Source organism: Rhodococcus sp. 077-4, from assembly GCF_047782425.1.
Classification (GTDB): Bacteria; Actinomycetota; Actinomycetes; order Mycobacteriales; family Mycobacteriaceae; genus Rhodococcoides.
In genome coordinates this window covers 877,198-900,568 of record NZ_JAJPWC010000001.1, presented here as the reverse complement: position 1 = coordinate 900,568, position 23,371 = coordinate 877,198, and the positions used below count along the sequence as shown (strand labels likewise).

22 protein-coding genes are annotated in these 23,371 nt (G+C 63.6%); 16 read left to right on the top strand and 6 right to left on the bottom strand.

The window, feature by feature from the left end:
- Nucleotides 1-109 precede the first annotated feature (109 nt).
- Genes pdhA through lpdA form a run of 4 tightly spaced genes read left to right on the top strand, consistent with a single transcriptional unit; the run spans nucleotide 110 to nucleotide 4,840 of the window.
- Complete coding sequence (gene pdhA, locus ACNEOT_RS04385; RefSeq protein WP_415972436.1) at nucleotides 110-1,225, top strand: pyruvate dehydrogenase (acetyl-transferring) E1 component subunit alpha; 1,116 nt, start codon at nucleotides 110-112, stop codon at nucleotides 1,223-1,225.
- On the top strand, nucleotides 1,222-2,226 hold the full coding sequence (locus tag ACNEOT_RS04380) for an alpha-ketoacid dehydrogenase subunit beta (RefSeq protein WP_415972434.1): 1,005 nt from the start codon (nucleotides 1,222-1,224) through the stop codon (nucleotides 2,224-2,226). Before pdhA ends, ACNEOT_RS04380 begins: the two co-directional genes overlap by 4 nt.
- Complete coding sequence (locus ACNEOT_RS04375; protein ID WP_415972433.1) at nucleotides 2,223-3,476, top strand: dihydrolipoamide acetyltransferase family protein; 1,254 nt, start codon at nucleotides 2,223-2,225, stop codon at nucleotides 3,474-3,476. The genes ACNEOT_RS04380 and ACNEOT_RS04375 overlap by 4 nt, the downstream gene beginning before the upstream one ends.
- Nucleotides 3,473-4,840, top strand: coding sequence for a dihydrolipoyl dehydrogenase (gene lpdA / locus ACNEOT_RS04370; protein WP_415972431.1), 1,368 nt, complete (start codon nucleotides 3,473-3,475; stop codon nucleotides 4,838-4,840). The genes ACNEOT_RS04375 and lpdA overlap by 4 nt, the downstream gene beginning before the upstream one ends.
- 191 nt (nucleotides 4,841-5,031) lie before the next feature.
- Here the strand turns inward: lpdA and ACNEOT_RS04365 are convergent, their stop codons facing one another.
- Entirely contained in the window at nucleotides 5,032-6,210 is a 1,179-nt protein-coding gene (locus ACNEOT_RS04365) for a low temperature requirement protein A (RefSeq protein ID WP_415972429.1), read from the bottom strand.
- Between the two features lie 50 nt (nucleotides 6,211-6,260).
- On the bottom strand, nucleotides 6,261-7,001 hold the full coding sequence (locus ACNEOT_RS04360; protein ID WP_415972427.1) for an SDR family oxidoreductase: 741 nt from the start codon (nucleotides 6,999-7,001) through the stop codon (nucleotides 6,261-6,263).
- A 109-nt stretch (nucleotides 7,002-7,110) separates the two neighbouring features.
- Here ACNEOT_RS04360 and ACNEOT_RS04355 point away from each other — a divergent pair, with 109 nt between their 5' ends.
- The 5 genes from ACNEOT_RS04355 to ACNEOT_RS04335 all read left to right on the top strand — a co-directional run bounded on the left by ACNEOT_RS04355 (nucleotide 7,111) and on the right by ACNEOT_RS04335 (nucleotide 11,526).
- Nucleotides 7,111-8,043, top strand: coding sequence for a cupin domain-containing protein (locus ACNEOT_RS04355; protein WP_415972425.1), 933 nt, complete (start codon nucleotides 7,111-7,113; stop codon nucleotides 8,041-8,043).
- Between the two features lie 182 nt (nucleotides 8,044-8,225).
- Nucleotides 8,226-8,663 (top strand): NAD(+)--rifampin ADP-ribosyltransferase, encoded by a 438-nt coding sequence (gene arr / locus ACNEOT_RS04350; RefSeq protein WP_415972424.1) that lies wholly within the window; start codon nucleotides 8,226-8,228, stop codon nucleotides 8,661-8,663.
- Between the two features lie 327 nt (nucleotides 8,664-8,990).
- On the top strand, nucleotides 8,991-9,917 hold the full coding sequence (locus ACNEOT_RS04345) for an SMP-30/gluconolactonase/LRE family protein (protein WP_415972422.1): 927 nt from the start codon (nucleotides 8,991-8,993) through the stop codon (nucleotides 9,915-9,917).
- Nucleotides 9,918-10,286: 369 nt separating this feature from the next.
- Nucleotides 10,287-10,637 (top strand): hypothetical protein, encoded by a 351-nt coding sequence (locus ACNEOT_RS04340; protein ID WP_415972420.1) that lies wholly within the window; start codon nucleotides 10,287-10,289, stop codon nucleotides 10,635-10,637.
- Nucleotides 10,638-10,785: 148 nt separating this feature from the next.
- Nucleotides 10,786-11,526, top strand: coding sequence for a hypothetical protein (locus tag ACNEOT_RS04335; RefSeq protein WP_415972419.1), 741 nt, complete (start codon nucleotides 10,786-10,788; stop codon nucleotides 11,524-11,526).
- A 165-nt stretch (nucleotides 11,527-11,691) separates the two neighbouring features.
- Here ACNEOT_RS04335 and ACNEOT_RS04330 read toward each other — a convergent pair whose 3' ends face one another.
- The gene (locus tag ACNEOT_RS04330) at nucleotides 11,692-12,582 is read right to left on the bottom strand and encodes a LysR family transcriptional regulator (RefSeq protein WP_415972418.1); all 891 of its coding nucleotides are present in this window, start codon (nucleotides 12,580-12,582) and stop codon (nucleotides 11,692-11,694) included.
- Between the two features lie 125 nt (nucleotides 12,583-12,707).
- Here ACNEOT_RS04330 and ACNEOT_RS04325 point away from each other — a divergent pair, with 125 nt between their 5' ends.
- From ACNEOT_RS04325 to ACNEOT_RS04300, 6 genes are all read left to right on the top strand, one after another.
- Nucleotides 12,708-13,175: an OsmC family protein gene (locus tag ACNEOT_RS04325; protein WP_415972416.1), complete on the top strand. Its 468-nt coding sequence runs from the start codon at nucleotides 12,708-12,710 to the stop codon at nucleotides 13,173-13,175.
- Nucleotides 13,136-14,464, top strand: a complete 1,329-nt coding sequence (locus tag ACNEOT_RS04320; RefSeq protein ID WP_415972414.1) for a GMC family oxidoreductase N-terminal domain-containing protein — start codon at nucleotides 13,136-13,138, stop codon at nucleotides 14,462-14,464. Before ACNEOT_RS04325 ends, ACNEOT_RS04320 begins: the two co-directional genes overlap by 40 nt.
- 132 nt (nucleotides 14,465-14,596) lie before the next feature.
- The gene (locus ACNEOT_RS04315; RefSeq protein WP_415972412.1) at nucleotides 14,597-15,826 is read left to right on the top strand and encodes an acyl-CoA dehydrogenase family protein; all 1,230 of its coding nucleotides are present in this window, start codon (nucleotides 14,597-14,599) and stop codon (nucleotides 15,824-15,826) included.
- Nucleotides 15,827-15,860: 34 nt separating this feature from the next.
- Complete coding sequence (locus tag ACNEOT_RS04310) at nucleotides 15,861-16,697, top strand: thioesterase family protein (RefSeq protein WP_415972410.1); 837 nt, start codon at nucleotides 15,861-15,863, stop codon at nucleotides 16,695-16,697.
- 181 nt (nucleotides 16,698-16,878) lie between these two features.
- Nucleotides 16,879-18,114: an O-succinylhomoserine sulfhydrylase gene (locus ACNEOT_RS04305; protein WP_415972409.1), complete on the top strand. Its 1,236-nt coding sequence runs from the start codon at nucleotides 16,879-16,881 to the stop codon at nucleotides 18,112-18,114.
- A gap of 52 nt (nucleotides 18,115-18,166) precedes the next feature.
- Nucleotides 18,167-18,628 carry an SRPBCC family protein gene (locus tag ACNEOT_RS04300; protein WP_415972407.1) on the top strand — a complete coding sequence of 154 codons (462 nt, stop codon included), beginning with the start codon at nucleotides 18,167-18,169 and terminating at the stop codon, nucleotides 18,626-18,628.
- Nucleotides 18,629-18,851: 223 nt separating this feature from the next.
- Here the strand turns inward: ACNEOT_RS04300 and ACNEOT_RS04295 are convergent, their stop codons facing one another.
- The gene (locus ACNEOT_RS04295; protein WP_415972405.1) at nucleotides 18,852-20,153 is read right to left on the bottom strand and encodes an MFS transporter; all 1,302 of its coding nucleotides are present in this window, start codon (nucleotides 20,151-20,153) and stop codon (nucleotides 18,852-18,854) included.
- A 297-nt stretch (nucleotides 20,154-20,450) separates the two neighbouring features.
- On the opposite strand from ACNEOT_RS04295, the gene ACNEOT_RS04290 reads away from it, so the two are divergent.
- Complete coding sequence (locus ACNEOT_RS04290; protein ID WP_415972404.1) at nucleotides 20,451-21,854, top strand: FAD-binding oxidoreductase; 1,404 nt, start codon at nucleotides 20,451-20,453, stop codon at nucleotides 21,852-21,854.
- On the opposite strand, the gene ACNEOT_RS04285 is transcribed toward ACNEOT_RS04290, so the two are convergent.
- The gene (locus ACNEOT_RS04285) at nucleotides 21,838-22,950 is read right to left on the bottom strand and encodes a helix-turn-helix domain-containing protein (RefSeq protein WP_415972402.1); all 1,113 of its coding nucleotides are present in this window, start codon (nucleotides 22,948-22,950) and stop codon (nucleotides 21,838-21,840) included. The two genes, ACNEOT_RS04290 and ACNEOT_RS04285, sit on opposite strands and share 17 nt — an antisense overlap.
- Before the next feature lie 30 nt (nucleotides 22,951-22,980).
- Nucleotides 22,981-23,349: a hydroxyphenylacetyl-CoA thioesterase PaaI gene (paaI, locus tag ACNEOT_RS04280; RefSeq protein ID WP_415973647.1), complete on the bottom strand. Its 369-nt coding sequence runs from the start codon at nucleotides 23,347-23,349 to the stop codon at nucleotides 22,981-22,983.
- Nucleotides 23,350-23,371 lie beyond the last annotated feature (22 nt).

The window sequence follows — 23,371 nt, the reverse complement described above, 5'->3', positions numbered from 1 at the left end:
GAATGTTCGACCGGTATCTACTGATTGTCCAACGTTGACCACTGTTGGCTCGCACCTTGCCAAGACGAGTACAGAATCACTGTACAAGCCGATCTCAGGAGAATGCCCCATGACGACCGTCGAGAAGGTTCCGGCAACGTCCTATCAACAGTTCATGCCCGCCGACCGTCCGGTGCAGTATCTCGCACCGGACGGGACGGGTGTCGACAGCGCCGCACGCTATGCGCGGCCGTCGGACGAACGCCTGCTCGAGATGTACCGCTCGATGGTCCACGGCCGCCGATTCGACCAGCAGGCAACGGCATTGACCAAGCAGGGTCGACTCGCGGTATATCCCTCCTCCCGCGGGCAGGAGGCCTGCCAGATCGCCGCAGCCCTCTGCCTGGGTGAGCAGGACTGGATGTTCCCCACCTACCGCGACTCGATGGCTCTCGCCGCGCGTGGCGTCGACCAGGTGGAGTTGCTCGGCATGCTCGCCGGCTACTGGCACTGCGGTTACGACCCGACCGCGTACAAGGTTGCTCCCCAATGCACGCCTCTGGCAACACAATTACTTCACGCAACCGGTTTCGCGTACGCCGAGGCCAAGCAGGGTCGCGACACCATCGCTCTCGCATTCTGCGGAGACGGTGCCACCAGCGAGGGTGACTTCCACGAGGCCCTCAACTTCGCCGCCGTGTTCCGAGCTCCAGTCATCTTCCTGGTCCAGAACAACGGATTCGCGATCAGCGTTCCGCTGGCGCGCCAGAGTGCGGCACCGTCGTTGTCGCACAAGGGTGTCGGCTACGGCATCGGTAGCGAGCAGGTCGACGGCAACGACCCCGTCGCGATGATGGCAGTGATGGACGAGGCCGTGAAGTACGTCCGCGCAGGCAAGGGACCGGTCGTCGTCGAGGCCCACACCTACCGCATGGACGCACACACCAATGCCGACGACGCCACCCGCTACCGCAAGGCCGACGAGGTAGAAGGCTGGTTGGCCCGAGACCCGCTCTCGCGCTTGGATTCCTACCTCGAAGGCCAGGGCGTTCTCACCGACGAGCTCCGCGAGCAGATGACCGTCTCCGCCGACGCCGATGCTGCAGCCTTGCGCGCCGGCATGAACGTCGAGCAGGAGGTCGACCCCGAGGACCTGTTCCGGTTCGTCTACTCCTCACCCACCCCCGGTCTGACCGAACAGCGCAATCAGGTCGCCGCCGAAATCGCAGCAGGAGAACTGTCATGACCACGATGACCATGGCCGGAGCACTCAACGCAGCCCTGCGAGATGCACTGACCGAGGACGAGAAGGTCGTCGTGTTCGGCGAGGACGTCGGCACACTCGGCGGCGTCTTCCGCGTCACCGACGGCCTCACCCGCGACTTCGGCGATGACCGCTGCTTCGACACCCCCCTTGCCGAATCGGGCATCGTCGGATTCGCGATCGGCATGGCGATGTCGGGCTACAAGCCCGTCGTCGAGATGCAGTTCGACGCCTTCGCCTACCCGGCATTCGAACAGATCGTCTCTCATGTGGCCAAGCTGCGCAACAGAACTCGTGGCTCACTCACCGCGCCGATGGTCATTCGAATTCCGTTCGCCGGCGGTATCGGCGGCGTCGAGCATCACTGCGACTCCTCCGAGGCCTACTACGCGCACACCCCGGGCTTGAAGGTCGTCTCCCCGTCCACCGTCGCCGACGCGTACTCGCTGATGCGCGACGCCATCGCAGATCCCGATCCGGTGATCTTCCTCGAACCGAAGCGACTGTACTTCTCCAAGGACGACATCGAGCTGGGAAAGACCCAGCCGATCGGCACAGCGGTCGTGCGTCGAACCGGTACCGACGTCACACTTCTCGCTTACGGCCCCACCGTGTCGGTGGCCATGCAGTCAGCCGAGTTCGCGGCCGACGACGGCCGTAGCGTCGAGGTGATCGATTTGCGATCGCTGAATCCGTTCGACGATGAGACCGTCGCGGCCTCGGTACGAAAGACCGGCCGCTGCATCGTGGTCCAGGAGGCGCAAGGTTTCGCCGGCGTAGCCGCCGAGATCGCGTCACGCGTCTCGGAGCGCTGCTTCCATTACCTCCACGCCCCGGTCCTGCGGGTCGCCGGACTCGATATCCCCTACCCCGCACCGAAGTTGGAGCACTTCCACCTACCGTCCGCAGACCGTGTGCTCGACGCGATGGACCGGCTGCAGTGGAACGACGCCCCAGATCTCAGCAAGGCGGTCTCGGTATGAGCATGCAGGTATTTTTGCTCCCTGACCTCGGTGAGGGACTGACCGAGGCCGAGATCGTCGAGTGGAAGGTCAAGCCCGGCGACACCGTCACCATCGATCAGGTCGTCGTCGAAGTGGAGACCGCGAAAGCGTCCGTCGAGGTCCCGTGCCCGTTCGAGGGTGTTGTTGGCGAACTGCATGCGGCCGAGGGCACGTCACTCGCGGTCGGAGCGCCGCTCATCAGTATCACCGGCGGTGCCGTCGCCGATGTTCCCGCAGCCCACGAGCGCTACCGCGAGGAGGAGCGCGCGGGTTCGGGAAATGTGTTGATCGGGTACGGCACCGGGCACGGCCCCACCGGTCGTCGAAAAAGAGCTTCGCATGTGAGCGGAAACTCGACCCAGGCTACGAATTTCCGCTCACATGCACCGAAGGTGCTCTCCCCCATCGTCCGGAGCATGGCACTGCAGGGTGGCCTCGATTTAGCCACCATCGCGACTGCTGGTGGCCACGGGGTCATCACCCGCGCGGACGTCGAACGCGCGCTGGCCACGCCAGTTACTCCCTCGCGCGAGGGGGTCACGCGCATCCCGATCACCGGTATTCGTAAGACCATCGCAGACAAGCTCTCTCGCAGTCGCGCCGAGATTCCGGAGGCCACCGTGTGGGTCGACGTCGACGCGACGGCGCTGATGCAGGCCCGACGCGACCTCGACGCCTCCATCGACGGAGTCAAGGTGACACTGCTGGCGGTTCTCGCCAAGCTCACCATGATCGCGCTGGCCAAGTTCCCGGAGCTCAACAGCACGGTCGATACCGCCGCGGGCGAGATCCTGCGGTACGAGAACGTCGGACTGGGCATTGCCGCGCAAACCGATCGCGGACTGATGGTTCCCGTTGTACCCCGGGCCGACAAAGCCGATCTGAAGGAACTCGCCGAGCGGCTGGCCGAGTTGACCGAACTTGCCCGAACAGGTTCTCTCCCCGCAGCACGGCTGAGCGGCGGAACGTTCACCCTCAACAACTACGGCGTGTTCGGGGTCGACGGTTCGGCTGCGATCATCAATCATCCCGAGGCCGCGATCCTGGGCATCGGACGCATCATCGACCGCCCGTGGGTGGTCGACGGCCAATTGGCCGTCCGCAAGGTGGCGCAGCTGTCGTTGGCGTTCGATCACCGCGTGTGCGACGGCGGAGTGGCAGGCGGGTTCCTGCGCACCGTAGCGGATTTCGTCGAGAACCCCGTCGTGGCATTGGGTTCCGTCCGATGAGTGACGTCGACGTACTCATCCTTGGTGGCGGCTCCGGCGGATATTCCTGCGCTCTGCGCGCCGAACAGCTCGGCCTCTCGGTCGCACTGATCGAGGAGGACAAGCTCGGGGGCACCTGCCTGCATCGCGGCTGCATCCCCACCAAGGCGCTGCTGCACACGGCCGAGGTGGCCGACGCGGTACGCGGTTCGGCTCACGTCGGCGTCACCGCTTCGCTGACCGGTGTCAATATGCTTGCGGCACTGGACTATCAACGCAGCGTGGTCGCTGGTCTGTACTCCGGGCTGCAGGGCTTGCTGAAGCGTCCCGGCATCGAGATCGTTTCCGGCCGTGGCCAGGTGGTCGGTCCTCGCACAGTAGAGGTGAACGGTCGACGGATCACCGGATCCTCGCTGGTCCTTGCCACCGGCTCGTATTCGCGCACCATCCCGGGAATCGAGCTTGGACCTCGCGTTCTCACGAGCGACGGCGCTTTGGCGCTCGATCGAGTTCCGGAGTCGGTTGTCGTGCTCGGCGGAGGTGTGATCGGTATCGAATTCGCCAGCATCTGGGCGTCTTTCGGTGCCGAGGTCACCGTCGTCGAGGCACTCGATCGCATCGTTCCGGGTGAGGACGAGTGGTCCTCGAAACAGCTCACCAAAGCGCTACGCAAGCGCGGCATCGACATTCGCACGGGAACCAAGGTCGAGACCGTCACCGAATCCGCCGACGGCGTCGCGGTGGCGTTGTCATCCGGGGATACCCTCGCGGCGGATCTCGTCCTGGTGTCCGTCGGCCGCGGTCCCCGCACCGAGGGCCTCGGTCTTGCCGAGCACGGCATCGCCACCGAGCGCGGCTTCGTCACCGTCGATGAATGCCTGCTCACCACAGCCGAGGGCGTCTATGCCGTCGGCGATATCGTCGCGGGGTATCAGCTGGCGCACAGAGGTTTTCAGCACGGCATGTTCGTTGCCGAACACATTGCCGGCCTTGCGCCTGCGCGTATCGACGGTGACGTCGTTCCGCGAGTGACGTACTCGCATCCCGAGGTCGCGTCGGTCGGTCTCACCGAGAAGGCCGCGGAGGAAAGGTACGGCACGGTGACGTCGATGGTCTACGACCTGGGCGGTAACGGCAAGAGCCGAATCCTCGCCACCGCAGGTGGAGTCAAGGTGATCCGCGCACGAGACGACGGCCCGATCGTCGGCGTCCACCTCGTCGGTGATCGCGTGGGTGAATTGATCGGGGAGGCGCAACTCGCGGTGGCATGGGAAGCGTTGCCGTCCGAGGTCGGCAGTTTCGTACACGCACACCCCACGCAGAACGAAGCATTGGGCGAGGCAATGATGGCCTTGTCCGGTCGGCCGTTGCACGCGCACGGTTGACCTGAGCCAGGACGACTCGTCGCTTCTGCCGTAATGGTCGGGGTACAGGGCCATTCCTCGAAACCCGGCACTGGACACGAATTCATCGGCCACGATGCCCGCCGCCGTGCGCGGACCGGAATGTGGTTGCACTCCATGCGTTCTGCACGATCTCGAACGCCGGAGCATCCTTGCTTACTACCCGGTCCCGATCAAGGTTGGGTGACCGCCTTTCGCTGGTCGGCATGAGTGAGAGCTTCGACGGCGATCAGTGTGGCCATGGTTGCGGCGACGAGGATCAGGGTTGTGTGGCCGGGAACCTGAAACCCGATGGCCCACAGGAGCGCTAGCACTCCCATGGCCAGGAATCGGCCCAGGTAGATGCGCATCCCCAGCACCACTCGGAAGACGGCGTGCGTGAAGAGGTACAGGATGATGCCGCCGATGAGGGCGAGAAGGGTGGATGCTTCGAGGGGGTCTGTCAACGTGTGACTTTCGCCGGTACCGGCATATTGCACCACCTTTTTCAGGCCGAGCGCAGTCAGTACGATTCCCAAGATCATCGGCAGGTGAAGGATCGAATAGGCGTTGCGCGCCAACCGCGCTCGGGTCTCGGGCGGCTCCTGCTGCAGCCGGTGCTCGGCGTGTGCAGCGGTGACGTCGAAGTAGATCCACCACAATGAGGTGGCCACGAACAATCCCAACAGGGCGGCCCCGACAATGGGCCAGCTCATCGCATCCCCCTCGACGGCCACACCGATCGCGAGGATGGACTCGCCCAGCGCGATGATGATGATCTGGCCGTGCCTCTCGCTGAAGTGAATCGTCGAACGGAGCTGCCACCCACGTGCCCCGCCGAGTGCAAGCCCGACGAAGTCCGCGGCCACGGCACCGATCCACAGCCACGTCTGCGCAGCACCGTGCACAGCAGCCGCCGAGAACATCAGCGCAGTTCCGGTCAGCACGGCCGGGGCGAAGCGGATCAGCTGTCTGCGCATGACCGGGTCGGGTGCACTCAACCGCCAGTACATCCCCAGGTGCAGCGCCCGGAACACCAGGTAGCAGACAGCGACGGCCAGTGGGCCGTCGAGCCCGCCGGCCGCGTCGTGGAAGGCCTCGGGTATCGACAGCGCCAGGATGAACATTGCCGCCATCGCCGTCAGCAGCAGATTTCGCATCGCGCTCGAGTGAGCGAGCGCCATGTTGCCGAGCCACGCGTAGCCGGCCCATCCCGCCCAGATCAGGGCGAGCAGGAGCGTGCCACGCAGGATGGACTGCACTCCGAAGTCATGGGCCATGGCCACGGTGATCTGAGTGATGGCGAAGACGAAAACCAAATCGAAGTACAGCTCCAGCGGTGCCACGCCTGCGGTGTCACTGTTGAGCGGCACACGTCGGTTCCTGACCGCATGCCCGCGGCCCTGCACAGCCCGGATCACGGTCAGCGGACCTGAGCCAGCGCGACGGCGTCCGGGCCGGCGGGGAAACGCAGGGTGCCGGTGGTGTCGTGGACTGCGCGCCATACCGCTTCGGCGACGTCGGTGGGTGTGGTGACATTGCCTTGGACGCTGAAGGCCTCGAGGATGGGGCCGAAGAAGCCGGCATACGTCTCGGGCAGATAGGGACTGAGGTCTCCCCCGTTGGCCGTGAAACGGGTCGTCGGGCAGTAGCCGGGTTGGACGAGCTTGGCCTGCACGCCGAATTCGGCGAGTTCGAGTGCCAGCGACGCGGTGAAGCCTTCGGTGGCCATTTTGCTGGCCTTGTACATGGCGGTGAGGGGCATTGCGCCGAGGACGACGCTGGAGCTGACATTGACGATGACACCTGAGCGACGTTCGCGAAATTGAGGGATGACGGCTTTGGTGGTCGCCATGACCGCGAAGGTGTTGGTCTCGAACAACTCGCGGGCCTTCTCGACCGGCATGGCTTCCACTACACCGATGCCTCCGATTCCCGCATTGTTGACCAGTACGTCGATGGGGCCTGCCTTTGCGAACGCGGCGGCGATGCTGTCGGGGTCCGTCACGTCGAGCTGCAGGATCTCGATGCGGTCGGATTCGGGAAGAACGTCCTCGTGTGGAGTACGCATGGTGGCGAGGACCCGCCATCCGTGCGAGTGGAAGTAGCAAGCGGTCTCGAGGCCGTATCCGGAGGAGGCTCCGGTGATCATGACTGTTTTCATAACCAGAACCCTATGCAGCCTCAACCGGACGATCTATAGTTAACCATCCGGTTTTCGTTATCAATCGTCCGCACTGCCAGTCGGATCGCGTAGATGTCAGGAGTGTTCGGTGACAGATCCTCTCTCCGAGGTCGTGCAAATGCTCAGGCCTCAGGGCGTGTTCTCCAAGCGCATCTCGGCAGCGGGTGCGTGGGGCGTCCGCTACACCGCGTTCGGGCAGCCCGGATTCTCTGTCGTGCTCGAGGGGAGCTGTCGCCTGGCGGTGGACAACGAGCCGGAGATCGTGCTCGAGCAGGGCGACTTCGTTCTTCTGCCGACCACCCCCGCGTTCGAGATGACGAGCTTCCACGACGTCGAGCCCGTCTCGATGGACCCACGCCAGATGACCGGCGACGACTTGGACGCAGATTATTCGGACGGTGCAGAACCCGAGGTCCGCATCCTGGGCGGCAGTTTCGTCTTCGATTCACCCGACGCGGCTCTGCTCAGTTCGTTGCTGCCGCCCGTCGTCCACGTGCGCGGCGTCGAACGCTTCCATGCGCTCGTTTCGCTCGTAGCCGACGAAGCGCTGCAGGACCGGCCCGGGCGGGCCCTGGTACTGACGCGACTGGTGGAGATCCTGCTTGTCGAGGCACTTCGGACGACGGTCACCCCACAGACACCGCCCGGGCTGCTCCGCGGACTGGCGGACCACAAGCTCGCCCCCGCCATTCAGACCATGCACGAGCGTCTCGACACGCCGTGGACAGTCGCACAGCTGGCCACAGTCGCCGCATTGTCGCGATCGGCGTTCTACGAGCGCTTCAACCGCCACATCGGAATGCCGCCCATGGAGTATCTGATGGCCTGGCGGATGGCGGTGGCCCGCGACCTTCTTCGGCAAGACGACCTGGGGATCGTCGAGGTGGCACGCCGAGTCGGTTACGGCTCGGCCAGCGCCTTCAGCACGGCATTCAGCAGATACACGAGCGAATCCCCCAGTGCGTACGCGCGAAGGACCTCTCGCGGCCGAGCGGAAGCGCCCAGATTGCAGGCGGTCTGACCTCGGTTGCTCACGAGATCTGGTGACGGGATCCATCGAATCGATTGCCGCTGCGCACAATAGCTCCGCGCACTCTGGCCTCTTCCATCCCCCTTCACCATAACTGCGCGATGGGGGCTTGCGGCAAGACCCCCAACGGCGCGCCCAATCGTCCGGCACATCACGACACAAGGGGGCTATCGATGGCAGAAACGGCAGACACACCACCGCAGTTTCGGGTGCATGAATCGGGTGCCTACTTTCACGGCACCAAAGCCGACCTGCGGGTTGGGGACTTCCTCACCCCGGGTTATCGATCCAACTACCGTTCCGAGCTCGTCTCGAACAACATCTACATGACGAAGGTTTTGGACAACGCAGTTCTCGCGGCCGAGATGGCGGTCGGACCGGGCCGGCCCCGGGTGTACATCGTCGAGCCGGACGGCCATGTCGAAGACGACCCGAACGTCACCGACAAGAAGTTCCCCGGCAACCCGACCCAATCCTTCCGAAGCCCGAACCCGGTCAAGATAGTCGGCGAGATGCTCGACTGGGTCGGACACTCGACCGAGTATCTCGACAAGTTCCGAGCAGGCCTGGAAGAGCTGAGGCGAACCGGAGCCGACGTCATCTACGACTGAGCAGCCGGCCGGCCGATTTCAATTCACCTCCCTTGCACGTGGCCATGGTGCCTGGACCGAAACCCACAGAATTGTTCACACCGAGACCGCCGGCAGGAGGGACTTGTGCGCTCCGCGGCGTACCTGTGGGTATGATTTACGCTGCAGCGCAGGAGATTTCGACTGAATCTGGAATGTAGAGGACATCGCGCTGTAGCCAGTGGTCACGTAGGCCAGTGGCAGCCGGGAATGAATATTCGATGCCTGTCGACGCCTGGGTGACATGACGGATCATCGAGCCCCAATGACATCCTCGCAGACCGCCTGGTCTGTATTAGGGTGTGCGCTATGTCTTCGGTTTCGTACGGCCTTCGGTTGCGGCTTCTCGTCGGCACGGTTGTTGCTCTCTCGGCAATCTCGTCCGTACCGGCTCACGCGGAGACACCCCATTCCGGCATCTCACCACTGACGTGCGCAGGCTGGTCGGTCGACACCGTGGTGAGTGGACTCGACGAACCGGAGAATTTGGAACCCGACGGTGCCGGCGGGTTCTACATATCCGGCGCTTCCAGCATCGTCCACGTGGATGAAAACGGCCGGCTCCAGCCAGTTCTCAGCGATCTCGCGGCTCCACGAGGAATGCAGTTGCACAACGGAATCCTCTATTTCGTTGCCGGCCCTGGGCTTTCCCAGCTCGACACCCGTGACGGCAAGGTCAGCGCGGTGACCGACATGGCGGCGCACGGCCTTCTGCGGCTACCGAACGGTGACTTCCTGACCACGGACGTCGGCGTCGATTTCGGTTCTCCCTCAAAAGGTTTGACCCGGTACGATCCAGACACCGATGCCGTCGAGGTGAACTGGTCGCCCGTCCCTCGATCGGAAGGGTTGGCGCTCAGTCCGGACCACAGCCGGGTGTATACCGACGATCTGTTCACCGGCCAGGTCATCGAAGTGCCACTCGCAGACCCGGACAACTGGTCAGCGGTAGCCACTGTGCCGGGAGCCTTTCCAGGTCTCGACGACCTGACCATGTCCGACGCAGGCATGCTGTACGCCGCTGCACACGTGGAGGGTTCGGTCTACGGCATCGACCCGGAAACCGGTGCGACGTGCGTCATTGCATCCGGCCTCTCGTCCGGATGGACGGGACCGAGCTCGGTACGCATAGGCCCCTCAGCCGACGGGTGGGCCCTGTACGTCACCGTCTTCGACGGGACCCTCCGTCGCCTGACTCCCCCACCCGGCGTGGACCTTACGCCGGTAACGCCTTGACCTCGAGTTCCGACTTTCGCGCAGGAAATGAAGAGGACGCAATGAACGACGCATACCTAGCACCGAACACGCCGTGACCGGATTCCGGTGATCCGATCTACGGTTCGGGATCTCGACGCGAGAAGGACGGATCCGACACGTTGACCCTCGACTGTTTGTATATCGACGGGTCGCTGGCCGACTGGCTCGGTCGCCCCCATCCCGGTGACATCGAGGTCCGGAGTGCGCTCGTACCTCGCTAGGCCGTGACCTTTCGATGTCGAATACGGGCTCTCATGGTTGTAGAGACAACCGCAATCATAACGTAACGTTCGGTCGTTTCCTAGCGAAAAGTACTGCATGAGAAGCAAAATCAAAGCAGTAGTACGCGTGACTGTCGTTGCCGTCTCCGGCCTGGCCGTCGCCACGATCATCGGCCCGGGCATCGCGCAAGCAGACCCACAGGATTGCGCGATTCGCCACGACGCCTTCAGCGCGTCGGCAACGTGCTTCGACACCGGTGCCCCGGCGGGCAGGGAGTACACCCTCGCTGTCGAGTGCTGGGGTCTTCACGGCATCCCCAACCGCTTCCCGTTCTATGCGGTCGGCCCTTACACGTCGTCGACTCGCTCATTCGTACCGACTGACCAAGCATCGGGTAACTGCAGCTCGAGTTGGGGCATGCCCACGTTGAATGTCGGCGTGGTCACCGGTGCCCACGTGGAAATCTATCGCCAGTGACGTTCGGGGTGAGATTGCCGGCCCGGACTCAACTGGGCGTTGACGTCCGAAACGTCGACCGCTATTCGTTCTTGCATGGACCACCCGAAAAGGGACAACCGGTCTGATTCGGATGACAGAACCGGTATCGAACCCATACGATCGACCAGTGACCCTCGCTCAGCGCGCCCGAGTTACCGCACTCGTACTTCTGCTCGCAGGTTCCGCAGCATGCAGTACCGACGGGACCGCGAGGCCGGAGAACGACACGGCGGCGAACGCTGACATCGACACCATGACCGACTGGTTTCCTGCCGCATCCGAGTACGAAGCCGGGACGTTGTTCCGATCCGTCGATCGATCGGAATTCGCTGCCGTTCTGGACGAGGTTCCGATCGTGACCCCACCAGAGTGCGGAGACCTTGTGCGCACCAACTCTGCGGCGCTGGCCGAATTCATCCGGGCCGCACCGAAAGTGACGGCGCAGTTCGCCCGCACGAGCGACTCCCATATGGGCGCGAGCATCTTTGTTGCCGATCAGGAACTGGACCTCGACGGCGACCGCACATTTGTCGAACGCTGCCCGAAGACCGATATCTCGAAGTCCGGCGACGACACCGGCACCCAATCTATCGATGTGTCGGACCTACCCCGTGAGTTGCGCGAGCGCTACGGCGTCACCGACACCTTGTTCACGAAGAACGCGTACACCAACACGAAAGACGGAGACACCGCCTCGAGCACGGTGTTCACCTCGACTGTCGTGGTGCGGGGGTACACCGTGTACCTCAACGTCGAGTACGCCACCGGGGTCAGTGTGGACGGTGACTTCACGCCCCTGCGTGATGCGGACAAAGACGAAGTCATTGCTTTGACGAAGTCGATGGTGGACAAGATCAGCCCCAAGTGACAATTCGACGCCGAGCAGAAAGCTTGCCGATCAGGGGGCGGCCGGTCCAGCTCGGTCGTTGGATCGATCATCGACGCAATCCGCCCCGACAGTGTCCTTTTCAGTGGTTTCTACCGGCGGACACGCCACTTCGACGAACGCCGTCACTGGCGAAATGCAAACGGCTCAGCCCTGCGCCGCAGCGGCGAGATCCCGAAAGCTACGGCTTATCGCCGAAGCAACAACTGCCGCAACTGCACTCGGTGTGCTGTGCGTGGTCATGAGTAGGGTCCAATCGAGTTGGGCATCGGCAATAGGCCGGTAGACGGTCGGATCATTACGCCGCGGCGTTCGGTAAGGGCCCAGAGCTATTCCGAGCCCGGCACTGACGAGGTGCTCCACAGTCGAATGGTGGCTCACCTCGTAGGCGTTCCGCAGCATGCCGTCCGGGAAGTATCCGTCTGCGAACTTCCGGAGAAGGTGGCCATGCGGAAGGAGAATCACTTGCTCATCGATGAGCTGATCCCGTGTGATCGAACCGACGGCGGCGAGTCTGCTGCTGCTCGAAACGAGTAGCCCGATCGTGCCGGTCTGAAGCACCTCATGTTCCTCGACAGGAGTGGCGATGCCGGATCGGGCGACGACGCCGATCTCGGCTACACCGCTGCGTACGGCTTCCTCGATCGCAGACGGCAGGAGTTCGGTGAGGGTGATTCCCAGTCGGGGGTGAGTCGACTGCAACTGTTGAAGCGCTGGGATAACTGCGGGTGCGATTGCCGCGCTCACAGCGGCGACTCGTACACGCCCGGCTCCACCAGCCGCGAGTTCCGCAGCCTCCTGGTCGAGTTGCCCGATCGTCGCGAGCACTCGGGTGAACCTCGGTATCAGTTGCTCGCCGGCTCGAGTGAGGGTCGCACCCGCTGCCGACCGCTCGAATAGTGCCACGCCGAGTTCGACTTCGAGACTGCGCACGTGTTGCGACAGAGTCGGCTGACCTAGATACAGCTGGCGCGCCGCCTTCCGGAAACTGCCGTTTTCCGCGATGGCGAGTACCGCCTGGATTTGTCTGATCTCCACCGCGTGATCTTATATATCGATCACGTATGCCACATCTGCACACTTCCGGTGATCACAGGTGTATCGCACACTCGAAGTTGATCTCGGCCGCTGGAACGCAGCCAGTCAATCGACGAGGAGTTCGTATGCCCACAGCGCAAGTCACCATCGGGGCCGCTACTGCGGGTCCCCTGGCCATGACCGTTTCCACAGGCGAGCATTCCTACCTGCTCGATGAGCCCACGTCAGTTGGAGGGGGAAACCTCGGTGTGAATCCCGTCGAGGCCAGCCTGGGGGCGCTTGCCGGTTGTTCGGGCATCACGTTGAAGGCCGTCGCGAAGCACGCGTTGGGGATCACGGTGGATGACGTGGTCGTGAACGTGGTCGCACAACTCGACCCCCGAGGGATGGCTCTCCAGGAGGAAGTCGAGATGCCGTTCCGGTCGGTGCATCTGCGTTACAACGGACGCACCGATGCCGACGCTGGGCAGATCGATGAGCTCAGGGAGCTGGTCAATAAATTCTGTCCAGTCGGCAAACTCTTTCGAGCGGCGGGCAGTGAGGTCACCGAAGAATGGGTGATCGCTCGTGCGGGCGACGGGGCTCAGCAGTGAGTACCTCGAAGTTCGACGCCATCGTTGTCGGTACGGGCCCCGCTGGTGCCACCGTCGCGCGAGACCTCGCATCCGCCGGTCATCGTGTGCTGATCCTCGAGTGGGGAGATGAAGCGCCCGTGACAGGGACGCTCGAGCAGACGATGGAGCAGCTGATGTCCCCGGGCAGAGGTGCGTTCGCGGTCGATGGTGTGATGCTGCTCCGTGGCGTGACAGTGGGCGGTAGCTCGATCTACTACTACGGAACTGCGACCAATCCGCCGTTCGATCTCTTCGACCGGTACGCGGTCGATCTGCGCTCGGACGTCGCATCGGTTCGCGAGGAGCTCCCTGTGGCTGAGCTCCGCGAGGACCTCATCGGCCCGAAAGCAACGCAGATCCAGACCGCCGCCCAGCGGCTCGGACTCGACTGGCGTCCCCTGGAAAAACTTATCTACCAGGACCGCTGCGAGTCCAGCGTTCCGATGGGCTTCTACTCAGCACCAGCGTACGAAGCGAAGTGGAACGCCCGGATGTGGGTCGACGAGGCCGTCACCCTGGGAGCGGAGCTGAGAACGGGGGCGTTCGTCTCGGCGGTCGAGTGCCGAGATGGACGCGCGACAGGCGTCGTCTACGACGCGGGCTCCGGCACTGAGGTCGCGCATGCCGATATCGTCGTCGTCTCAGCCGGCGGGGTCGGGACGGCACGAATCCTTCAGGCAAGTGGCGTGGGCGGCGCAGGCGAGGCGTTCTTCCACGACCCGTTGGTGATCGTCTCCGGCGTCGTGCCGGGCCTTGTAGCCCCACCCGACATTCCCATGTCGGCGGGAACCCACTTCGACGATGAAGGGTTCATGCTGACGGATTTGTGCACTCCGGCCGAGAATCTCGCGGTGCTCGCTGCCGGGGCAGGAGTTGACCCATCACGTTACCCATCTGAGTCAACTCTCCAGATCATGGTGAAAATCAGGGACGATCTCGCGGGGTCGATCGGCTCGAACGACATCACCAAGAAACTCACCGCAGCTGACGTCGAGCGCCTCGAAAACGGATGCGCGATCGCGGAGGGGATCCTTCGTGAAGCGGGGGCCACCGACATCTTCCGGGGAGGCATCTCCGCTGCACATCCGGGAGGCTCAGTCAGAATCGGCGAGTCCGTGAACGCAAATCTGGAGACTTCGATCGAAGGTCTCTATGCCTGTGACGCTTCGGTGATACCCGAGCCATGGGGACTGCCACCCACGATCACATGCATGGCATTGGGCAGGCGATTGGCACGGCACCTTTCCGGCGGCGCTGACCGGCGGTAACCGCAACGGTCGACTCAGCGGCCCCACAAGAGCCGGGGGTGTGTGCTGCCCACCCCCGGCGACACACAGCACAACCAATCAAAAGCGAATTCGCATGCGGCAACCGCACCGACCCGAACAAGGGAAAACACCATGTTTTTCGAGTTGTCCCCAGAACAACTGAAACTGCGCGACACTGCACGGCAGTTCGCCGAGGACCACCTGTACCCGCTGGCAGAGTCGGTGAAGAAGACCCCCGATCCGTTCGAGCGGGCATTGCTGGCGCGACCGGTATTCGAGAAGGCGGTCGCAGCCGGCTTTCTGAAAGGGCTCATTCCTGCGCCGTTCGGTGGTTCGGCCACCAACGGTGTCGACACATCGATGGTCATCGAAGAATTTGCCTGCGCAAGCCCCGACTTCACCATCAGTCTCGCAGGTTCGACGCTTGCCATGGCCCCAGTGTTCGAGGCAGGCACGCCGGACCAGATCAAGCGGTTCGTTGCCCCGTTCCTCGCCGATAGCGGAAGTCCCGTTGCGGCAATGGCATACAGCGAACCCGGTGGTAGCGCCAATTTCGACGCCGCGACACCAGCCGAGGGCACGCGAACCACCGCCGTCGTCGACGGCGACCACTGGGTACTCAACGGCGAGAAAATGTGGGCATCGCACCTCGGCGGATGGGACGGTGCCGGCCCGGACATGATGAGTGTCGTATGCCGCACCCCTGCAGGGCTATCGATCATCGTCGTCGAACGCGAACACCTCTCGACTGGGTTCAGCGTCCTCGAACACCTCGACCTTCCTGGGTTGAAAGGATGCCTGACCTCGCGAGTGAAATTCGACAACGTCCGCGTTCCGCTGGGAAATCTGATCGGCGAACAAGGGCAGGGAGCGGATCTGACACGCAATGCCTTTCTCGCCAGCGGTGCGTCCATCGCGTCCTTCTCCGTCGCGGCCATGCGACAGGCGTTTGCCGCCGCTTACGCCTTCGCCGTCCGCGAGAAGCGTGGCGGTGCGGTTCCGATCATCGACCACCAGGCCGTTGCGGACGTACTCACCGACTGCAAGGGCAAAATCGAAGCCACCCGTCTCCTCGCGTGGCGAGCACTCGATGCCGCGGCCTCACGACACCCGTCCGCGTTGGAGCTGGCCTTGCACGCAAAGATCTTCGGGTCCGAGACAGCGGTCGACGTCATCACCGACCTGATCAAGATAGTCGGCGTGGAGTCCTACAACCCGCAGATGCCGCTCATCGGTTACCTAGAGGACGCACTCGCGTATCCGGTGATCGAGGGAAGTAACACCGGTGTCCGCCGACGCCAGATGCAGCAGCTCATGCGGACATCGGAGTGGAATCCTCTATTAGCCTCCGGACTGTTATGAACAGCGCAAATCGGGATGCCGAGTACCTAGTCTCGTGAGCTCTCCCCAGACCACCGACGCGGCGTACTACCTGCCGCTCGGTGTCACCGCCGGATACGAGCACTTCACCCCGACCCAGTCGACGGTGAGCGTGTGGACCGACTCCATGCAACACGGCGGTCCCCCGTCGGCGCTCCTCGTTCGTGCCCTCGAGGGACTGACTCAGGTCCCGGGGATGTCGATCTCTCGGGTGACCGTCGACATCCTCGGGGCGATCGGGTTGTCGCAGAACCGAACCCGCGCGATTGTGACCCGTCCTGGTCGACAGATCTCGCAAGCAACCGCCGAGCTCGACGTGCTCGGGCCCGACGGCCGATTCCGCACCGCCGCGCGGGCGACCGCCTGGTTGCTTGCGTCGACAGACACGGCCGAACTCGTCACACCGTCCGAGGTGTTCGGGGCCGCCACCGAAGACACGGCCGGTGGAGCGCCGCCGGACTGGATTGCGATGGGCTGGGCGACAACCGGGTTCATCTCCTCGGTCGACTTCCATCGTCTCGGCGCGGGATCTTCGCGGCCGAATCTGACGTGGCTTCGTTCGCGAATCCATCTCGTCGAGGGTGAGACCGCGTCACCGCTGTCCCGGTTCGCTTGCGTAGTCGACATCGCCAACGGTCTCGGCAGCACCCTCTCGCCCCGCGAGTGGACGTGGATGAACACCGACACCACCATCCACCTGCACCGTCCGCCGACCGGCGAGTGGTTCGGCGTCGACGCCCAACTCGTCCGCGGCGAACGCGGGTTCGGCTACACCGCCGCAGACCTATTCGACCAGGCCGGGTCGGTGGGACGGTCGAGCCAGACGGTGTTGCTCACCCGACTGCCCGTTTGAGCGGCGACACCGACACCACCTACCGGAACACCGCACCCCATCCGAGGAGATCTGCAATGGCAACACCACCGACCGAGACACCCACCGACATTAGAGCGAGACCCGAGGAGATCTGGTCGATCATCGACGAGGATCCGGTCGTTTCCCGCTGTCGCTCCGCCGAATTTCCTCGGCGGCCCAGATGAACCCCACTGGCGGCGGTTTCTCCAGACCCCTGCCCGCCGGGGTCGGCCAGGCCACACGTGCCGTCCGCGGGGGTCTGAACCGGTCGGCGTTCGAGGAGAATGCCGAGGCCCTTTATCTCACTTCGGGTTTCGTCTACGAGAGCGCCGAGATCGCGGAGCAGGCGTTCGCCGGCGACATCGACTACTTCGTGTACTCGCGCTTCGGAAACCCCACGGTGGCAATGTTCGAGGAACGGCTGCGGATCCTCGATGGAGCCGAAGCCGCCTTCGCCACGTCCAGTGGGATGTCCGCGGTCTTCACTGCGCTCGGCGCGTTGCTGAAGTCCGGCGATCGACTCGTCGCATCGCGCAGCCTGTTCGGATCGTGCTTCGTCGTGTGCAACGAGATCCTGCCGCGCTGGGGAATCGACACCGTCTTCGTAGACGGCGACGACCTCGACCAATGGGAGCAGGCGCTATCCGTGCCCACCACCGCCGTGTTCTTCGAGACGCCGTCGAATCCGATGCAGTCCATCGTCGACGTGCGGAAAGTGACCGAAATGGCGCACGCCGAAGGCGGGAAAGTAGTGATGGACAACGTCTTTGCGACACCCATCCTGCAGCGCAGCGTCGACCTCGGTGCCGACGTCGTGGTCTACTCGGGAACCAAACACATGGATGGACAGGGGCGTGTGCTCGGGGGAGCAATCCTGGGGTCGCAGGAGTTCATCGACGGGCCGGTTCGAACACTGATGCGCCACACCGGTCCGACGCTCAGCCCGTTCAACGCATGGACCCTACTCAAGGGCTTGGAGACCATGCCGCTACGCGTGCGGCACATGAACGCCTCGGCGTTGGCAGCGGCAGAGTTTCTCGAGGCACAGTCCGGTGTGCAGTGGGTGAGATACCCGTATCTACAGTCACATCCGCAGCACGACCTCGCAGTCTCGCAGATGAGCGGCGGCGGCACGGTCGTCACATTCGAAGTCGAGGGCGGCAAGGCACGCGCTTTCGAGTTCCTCGACAATCTGCGCATCATCGACATCTCGAACAACCTCGGCGATACCAAGTCGATGACCACGCACCCCGCAACCACCACACACCGCAGCCTGGGCCCGGAAGGGCGTGCGGCAGTGGGAATCACAGACGGCGTGGTGCGCATCTCGGTGGGGCTCGAGGACATCGAGGACCTACTCGACGACATCGCGGATGCATTGGGTCGGTCGACTACGACCCGTTTGCGACGGACCTGATGGTCGACACGCCCCCCACCACAACGCTGTACCCCATACAAGGAGATCTGCAATGGCAACACCACTGATCGAAGCATCCACCGACATCCAGGCCAGCCCCGAGACGGTCTGGTCGATCATCTCCGATCTCACCCGCATGGGCGAATGGAGCCCGCAGTGTCGCAAAGTCATCATCCGCGGCGGAGCAGTCCGCGCAGGCTCGAAGATGATCAACATCAACAAGCGCGGACTGCTGGTGTGGCCCACCACCGGCAAGGTCGTAACCTTCGAGCCCAACCGCGAGATCGCCTACCGAATCACAGAAAACCACACGGTGTGGGGCTTCGAGATCACCCCGTCCACCGACGGCGTGACACTGACCGAACGCCGCGTGGCTGCGGACGGTGAAACCACCGGCCTCTCGGCATTTCTGGTAGACAAGGCGTTCGGCGGAAACGACAACTTCGAGCTCGAACTCGAAGCGGGCATCAAAGAGACGTTGGCCAAGATCAAAGCTGCCGCCGAACGCGGCTGAAATCTGGATCGCTCTCCATGATCGGGCCAGCGATGATCGATCGGTGAATCCCTTCGCGGTTTCGGAAAAAGCTCCAGCGATGTGGTCGGCAAGGACGTCGGCGGGCGGGCCGGAGATCGATACGCGGCGGCCTGCGTCGGGCGACACGTTCTTCACGGGCAGTCCATGCGACAACGAAAACCCCGAAACCGCCATGGTTTCGGGGTTTTCGTGACTGGATGGGTCAGACGTTCAGATCCTCGTCTTTACGATTCTTGATTCGCGAGGTCGCGACGAAGGAGATGGCCGCCAGGATCATCAGGTAGATCGAGATCGACATCGAGGTACCGGTTCCCTTGAACAGCGCCTCGGAGATCGTGGGCACGAAGGCCCCACCGAGCACGGTGCCGATGGCGTAGCCGATGGATGCACCACTGAATCGCACTGCTGCGGGGAACATTTCGGCGTACAGTGCCGGCTGAGGCCCGTACGAGAGCCCGAGCCCGACGGCGAACAGTCCGAGGGCCAGGTAGATCCAGTGCAGCTCACCGGTATCCACGAGCAGGAAGAACGGGATGGCACACAACACCATTGCCGCGTTTCCGAGGTTCATGATGGTGGTTCGGGCGTAACGATCGGACAGATGTGCGCCCAGAAGCGTGAACACTCCCCAGACCAGGGCCGCGAATAGACTGGCCACCAACACGTCCACGCGAGCGAGACCGTGCTCCCTGGTCGAGTACGCGACGATGAATCCACCGACGATGATGTACCCGTTGCCGTTGGTGCCGATGAACGACAGAGCGGCGAGCATGACCTGCTTCTTGTTGGTGCGCCACAGCGAACGGACCGGAGTGTGGTTGCGCTCCTTGCGTTCTGCGAGTTCCTTGAATACCGGAGTCTCCTCGACACGGCGTCGGATATAGAAGCCGACGAGGATCAGCACGAAGCTGATGAGGAACGGAATGCGCCAGCCCCAGGCCTCGAACTGCTCCTCGCTCAGCAGACCGGTGCACAGCGCCAACGTGCCCACGGCGATGAGCATGCCGAGCGGAACGCCCATCTGGGTTGCGGCACCGTAGATTCCACGCTTGCCCTTGGGTGCGTGCTCGACGGCCATCAGCGCCGCGCCGCCCCATTCACCGCCGGTGGAGAATCCCTGCAGGATGCGCAGCACGATCAGGATGATCGGAGCCCAGATGCCGATGGTCGCGTACGTGGGCAGCAGGCCCATTCCGACGGTGGCCGCACCCATCAGGGTGAGGGTGGCGATGAGGACCTTCTTGCGGCCGATCTTGTCGCCGAAATAGCCGGCGACGATGGCACCGAGCGGACGGAAGATGAAGCTGATACCGATCGTGACGTATGCGACCAACTGGCCGGCCGTCCCCATCGGCGCGAAGAACAGGTTGGCGAAGATCAGCGACGCCGCCTGGGCGTAGATGAAAAAGTCGTACCACTCGACGGTAGTGCCGACCATGCTGGCCATCGCGGCGCGGCGATGCTCGCGCGACACCCCGGTAGGCGTCTCGACCTGTGTTGACATCGACTTGTCTCGTTTCGTTCGGGCTGCGGCGCTCGGTCGTCCGAGCAGCAGTTCGCAGTGTCGTGGGGCGTGGGTCGCGGCCGCGTGCCGCTGATACTCCGCGACCGAAAATCCGGATAAAACTCACCGTCCATTCGGTCGGTAATCACTGTGACCGGCGACACGTGGGTTTGTCAAGGCGGTGGAGGTCACGACTGCAGGCCGGTGATGGAGTTCGTCGAAAACTACCGACGGGAGCGCCGGTGTTCGTCCGAAACGACGCAGACACCGCACGTGACGGCGGTCATACTCGAATCCATGACTGCCCTACCGTCGACGGTCGATTCCGTCATCGTCGAAGAGCTGACACGTGCACTCGGTTCCGACGCGGTGGTGACCGATCCGGACGTGCTGGACAACTATCGCCACGACGCCGCAGCGCTGTGCGAATTCACCCGGCCGCTGGTAGCGGTGCTACCCACCACCGGGGCGGATGTCCAGGCCGTCATGAGAATCGCCTCGGCGCACCGCATTCCTGTGGTACCCCAGGGCGCACTGACCGGCCTGGCGGGTGCGGCCAACTCCAGCACCGGAGCCATCGCACTCAACACCCGCCGAATGAACAGGATCATCGAGCTCGACGTCGTCGACCGCGTCGCCGTCGTGCAACCCGGCGTGACGAACAAGCAACTCAAAGATGCTGCCCGAGAACAAGGTCTGACGTACTTGCCCGACCCGTCCAGCTGGGAGGCGTCGACCATCGGGGGCAACATCGCGACCAACGCAGGAGGGCTCTGCTGCGTGAAATACGGAGTGACCGCGCGTTTCGTCCGTGGGCTGCGCGTCGTGCTGGCCGACGGCCGAGCGACCTTCGTGGGTCGGCGCACCGTGAAAGGTGTTGCAGGTCTGTCCCTTGCCGACCTGTTCGTGGGCTCCGAGGGCACCCTCGGTATCATCACCGAGGCCACGCTCGGCCTCGACTTCCCCAGCGCGACTCCGCTGACGATGGCCGCAACGTTCCCGTCCACCGTGGCCGCCGGTGAAGCCGTCACGAAAATTCGTGCCGCAGGTATCACCCCGAGTCTGTTCGAGTTGTTGGACCGCACCACCGTTGCCGCCATCGATGCCTATGCGCGCATGGACTTCGGGACCGACGCCGCCGCAGTGCTGATCGCGCAGTCCGACATCGGCGACGGCGCCGTGCAGGAACTCGAAACGATCGCCGCGTTGTGCACCGAATGCGGCGCGGTGGACGTTGCTGTGGCCGAGGACGAGGTCGAGTCGGAGCAGCTGGTTCAGGCCCGTCGAATGGCGTATCCCGCGCTCGAGCGCCTGGGTTCACCGCTGGTCGACGATGTGTCGGTACCCATTTCGCAGCTCGCCACGATGATCGACGAAGTCGGCCGTATCGCCGAAAGCACCGGCATCGTCATCGGTGTCGTCGGCCACGCCGGTGACGGGAACATCCATCCGACGGTCATCGTCGACCCCGTCGATCCGGCGTCGTTGGCCAAGGCTCACCGAGCATTCGACGAGATCGCGGCCTTCGCTCTCTCACTCGGTGGAACCATCACCGGCGAGCACGGAGTAGGACTGCTCAAGCGCGACCTTCTGGAAACCGAACTCGACCCGGTCGCAGCCGAACTGCAGCGGGGCATCAAGGAATTACTCGACCCCCACTACCTGCTCAACCCGGGCAAGGTCCTCACTGCCCGGCTCTGAGCCGGAGCGACATCCACACGAGCAAGCGGGTATCGGGATCATCGAGATCGAGATCGAAGAGTTCCTTCGTTCGCCGCAGCCGGTAGCGAAAGGTGTTGGCGTGCAAATACAGCGATGCCGACGCTGCGGCGACGTTGGACTCGTGCGCGAGTAGCGCCAGTACCGTCGCGGCATAGAAGGTACCTTCGGCGGAATCGTAGGACAGCATTCGTTCGACGGCCGGAAGCGCCAGCTGCACGTCCGAGAACGCGTCGGCCGCCCTGTTCAGGGTGACCGCCACCCGCCTCTGCTCGAACGTCGTTGTCTGCGAGCCGTCTTCGATCGAATCCAAAGTCCAGTGGGCATGATTACGCGCCACCGCAGGCCTGGAATGCGGCCCGCCGATCGCGAATGTCACCGCCGCACCGAATGCACTCTCCGCCCGTCGTCGAACCTCTTCGGCTTCCTCGGTGACGAGGCGAATGTCCTCCGATGCAACGACGAGAAACGCGGTGTGCTGCTCGATGACACACCCCGAATCCCGATTGCCGCCGAAGGTGAGTTCCAACAGACCGACGAGCTGCATCAGCAGGGCCTCGGGTCGAGCGGAGGCCACTCTCGCCGCAAGCACCACGTACTGGCTGCCGGGCGGGGTGACGACGGCAGGATCGGTCAGCAGTGCACGCGCCCTGGGGTTGTGGGGCGACGTCGGACGGAGGCGAGAAAGTAACAGCGGCACCGCGGCCGCAGCAGCGCGAGTCAATGCGGTCACCGCGTCTCGATCGGGCGGACCGGACAGAGCCGCGGACACGATGCACCAGATGGATCCGAGGTACTCCCCGTCCGCCGAAACGGCCACCGCCAGTCGCGGTAGGGCGCCCGGAACATCGACCACATGGACCGTCGAACTTCGCCGGAACTCCGGATCGATGTGGTGCACCATGTACCTGGCCGGAACCTGCTTGCCGAGAATCCCGTCGCGCCGCACGTCGTCGATCGACTGACCCGGAACAGACGAGTACGCAACGACGTAGCCCTGCGGATCCATCACCGAAACAGCACCGCCCACAGCCGTGGCAGTTGCGTCCGCCAGCGCCGAGAGATCCGCAGTGCTCACCGATTCACAGTACTTCCACCTGGCGAGTCGCTACCGCGCTATCGTGCGGCTGTCGCCTCGGAATTCTGCGATCAGCTCACCTCGGCACGTCACCGAGACGTCATACAGACCGTTGCGGCCGAACCGTGCGCGCTCGACGGCGTCTGCGACCAGGACGTCACCGGTCTTCGTCGGACGTAGGTAACGGATGTCGCAGCGGGCCGCTACGGCCGAATCCTCGTGGGAGTTGCAGGCCATCGCGAACGTGGTGTCTGCCAGCAGAAACACGTAACCGCCGTGCGTGATGGCATACCCGTTGACCATGTCCTCGGTGACGACCATCGACATCCGGGCGTGCCCCGGTGACAGCTCGATCAATTCGATACCGAGCTTTCGGGACGCGGCATCGGCCTCGAACATATCCCGTGAGATCGTCGAATCC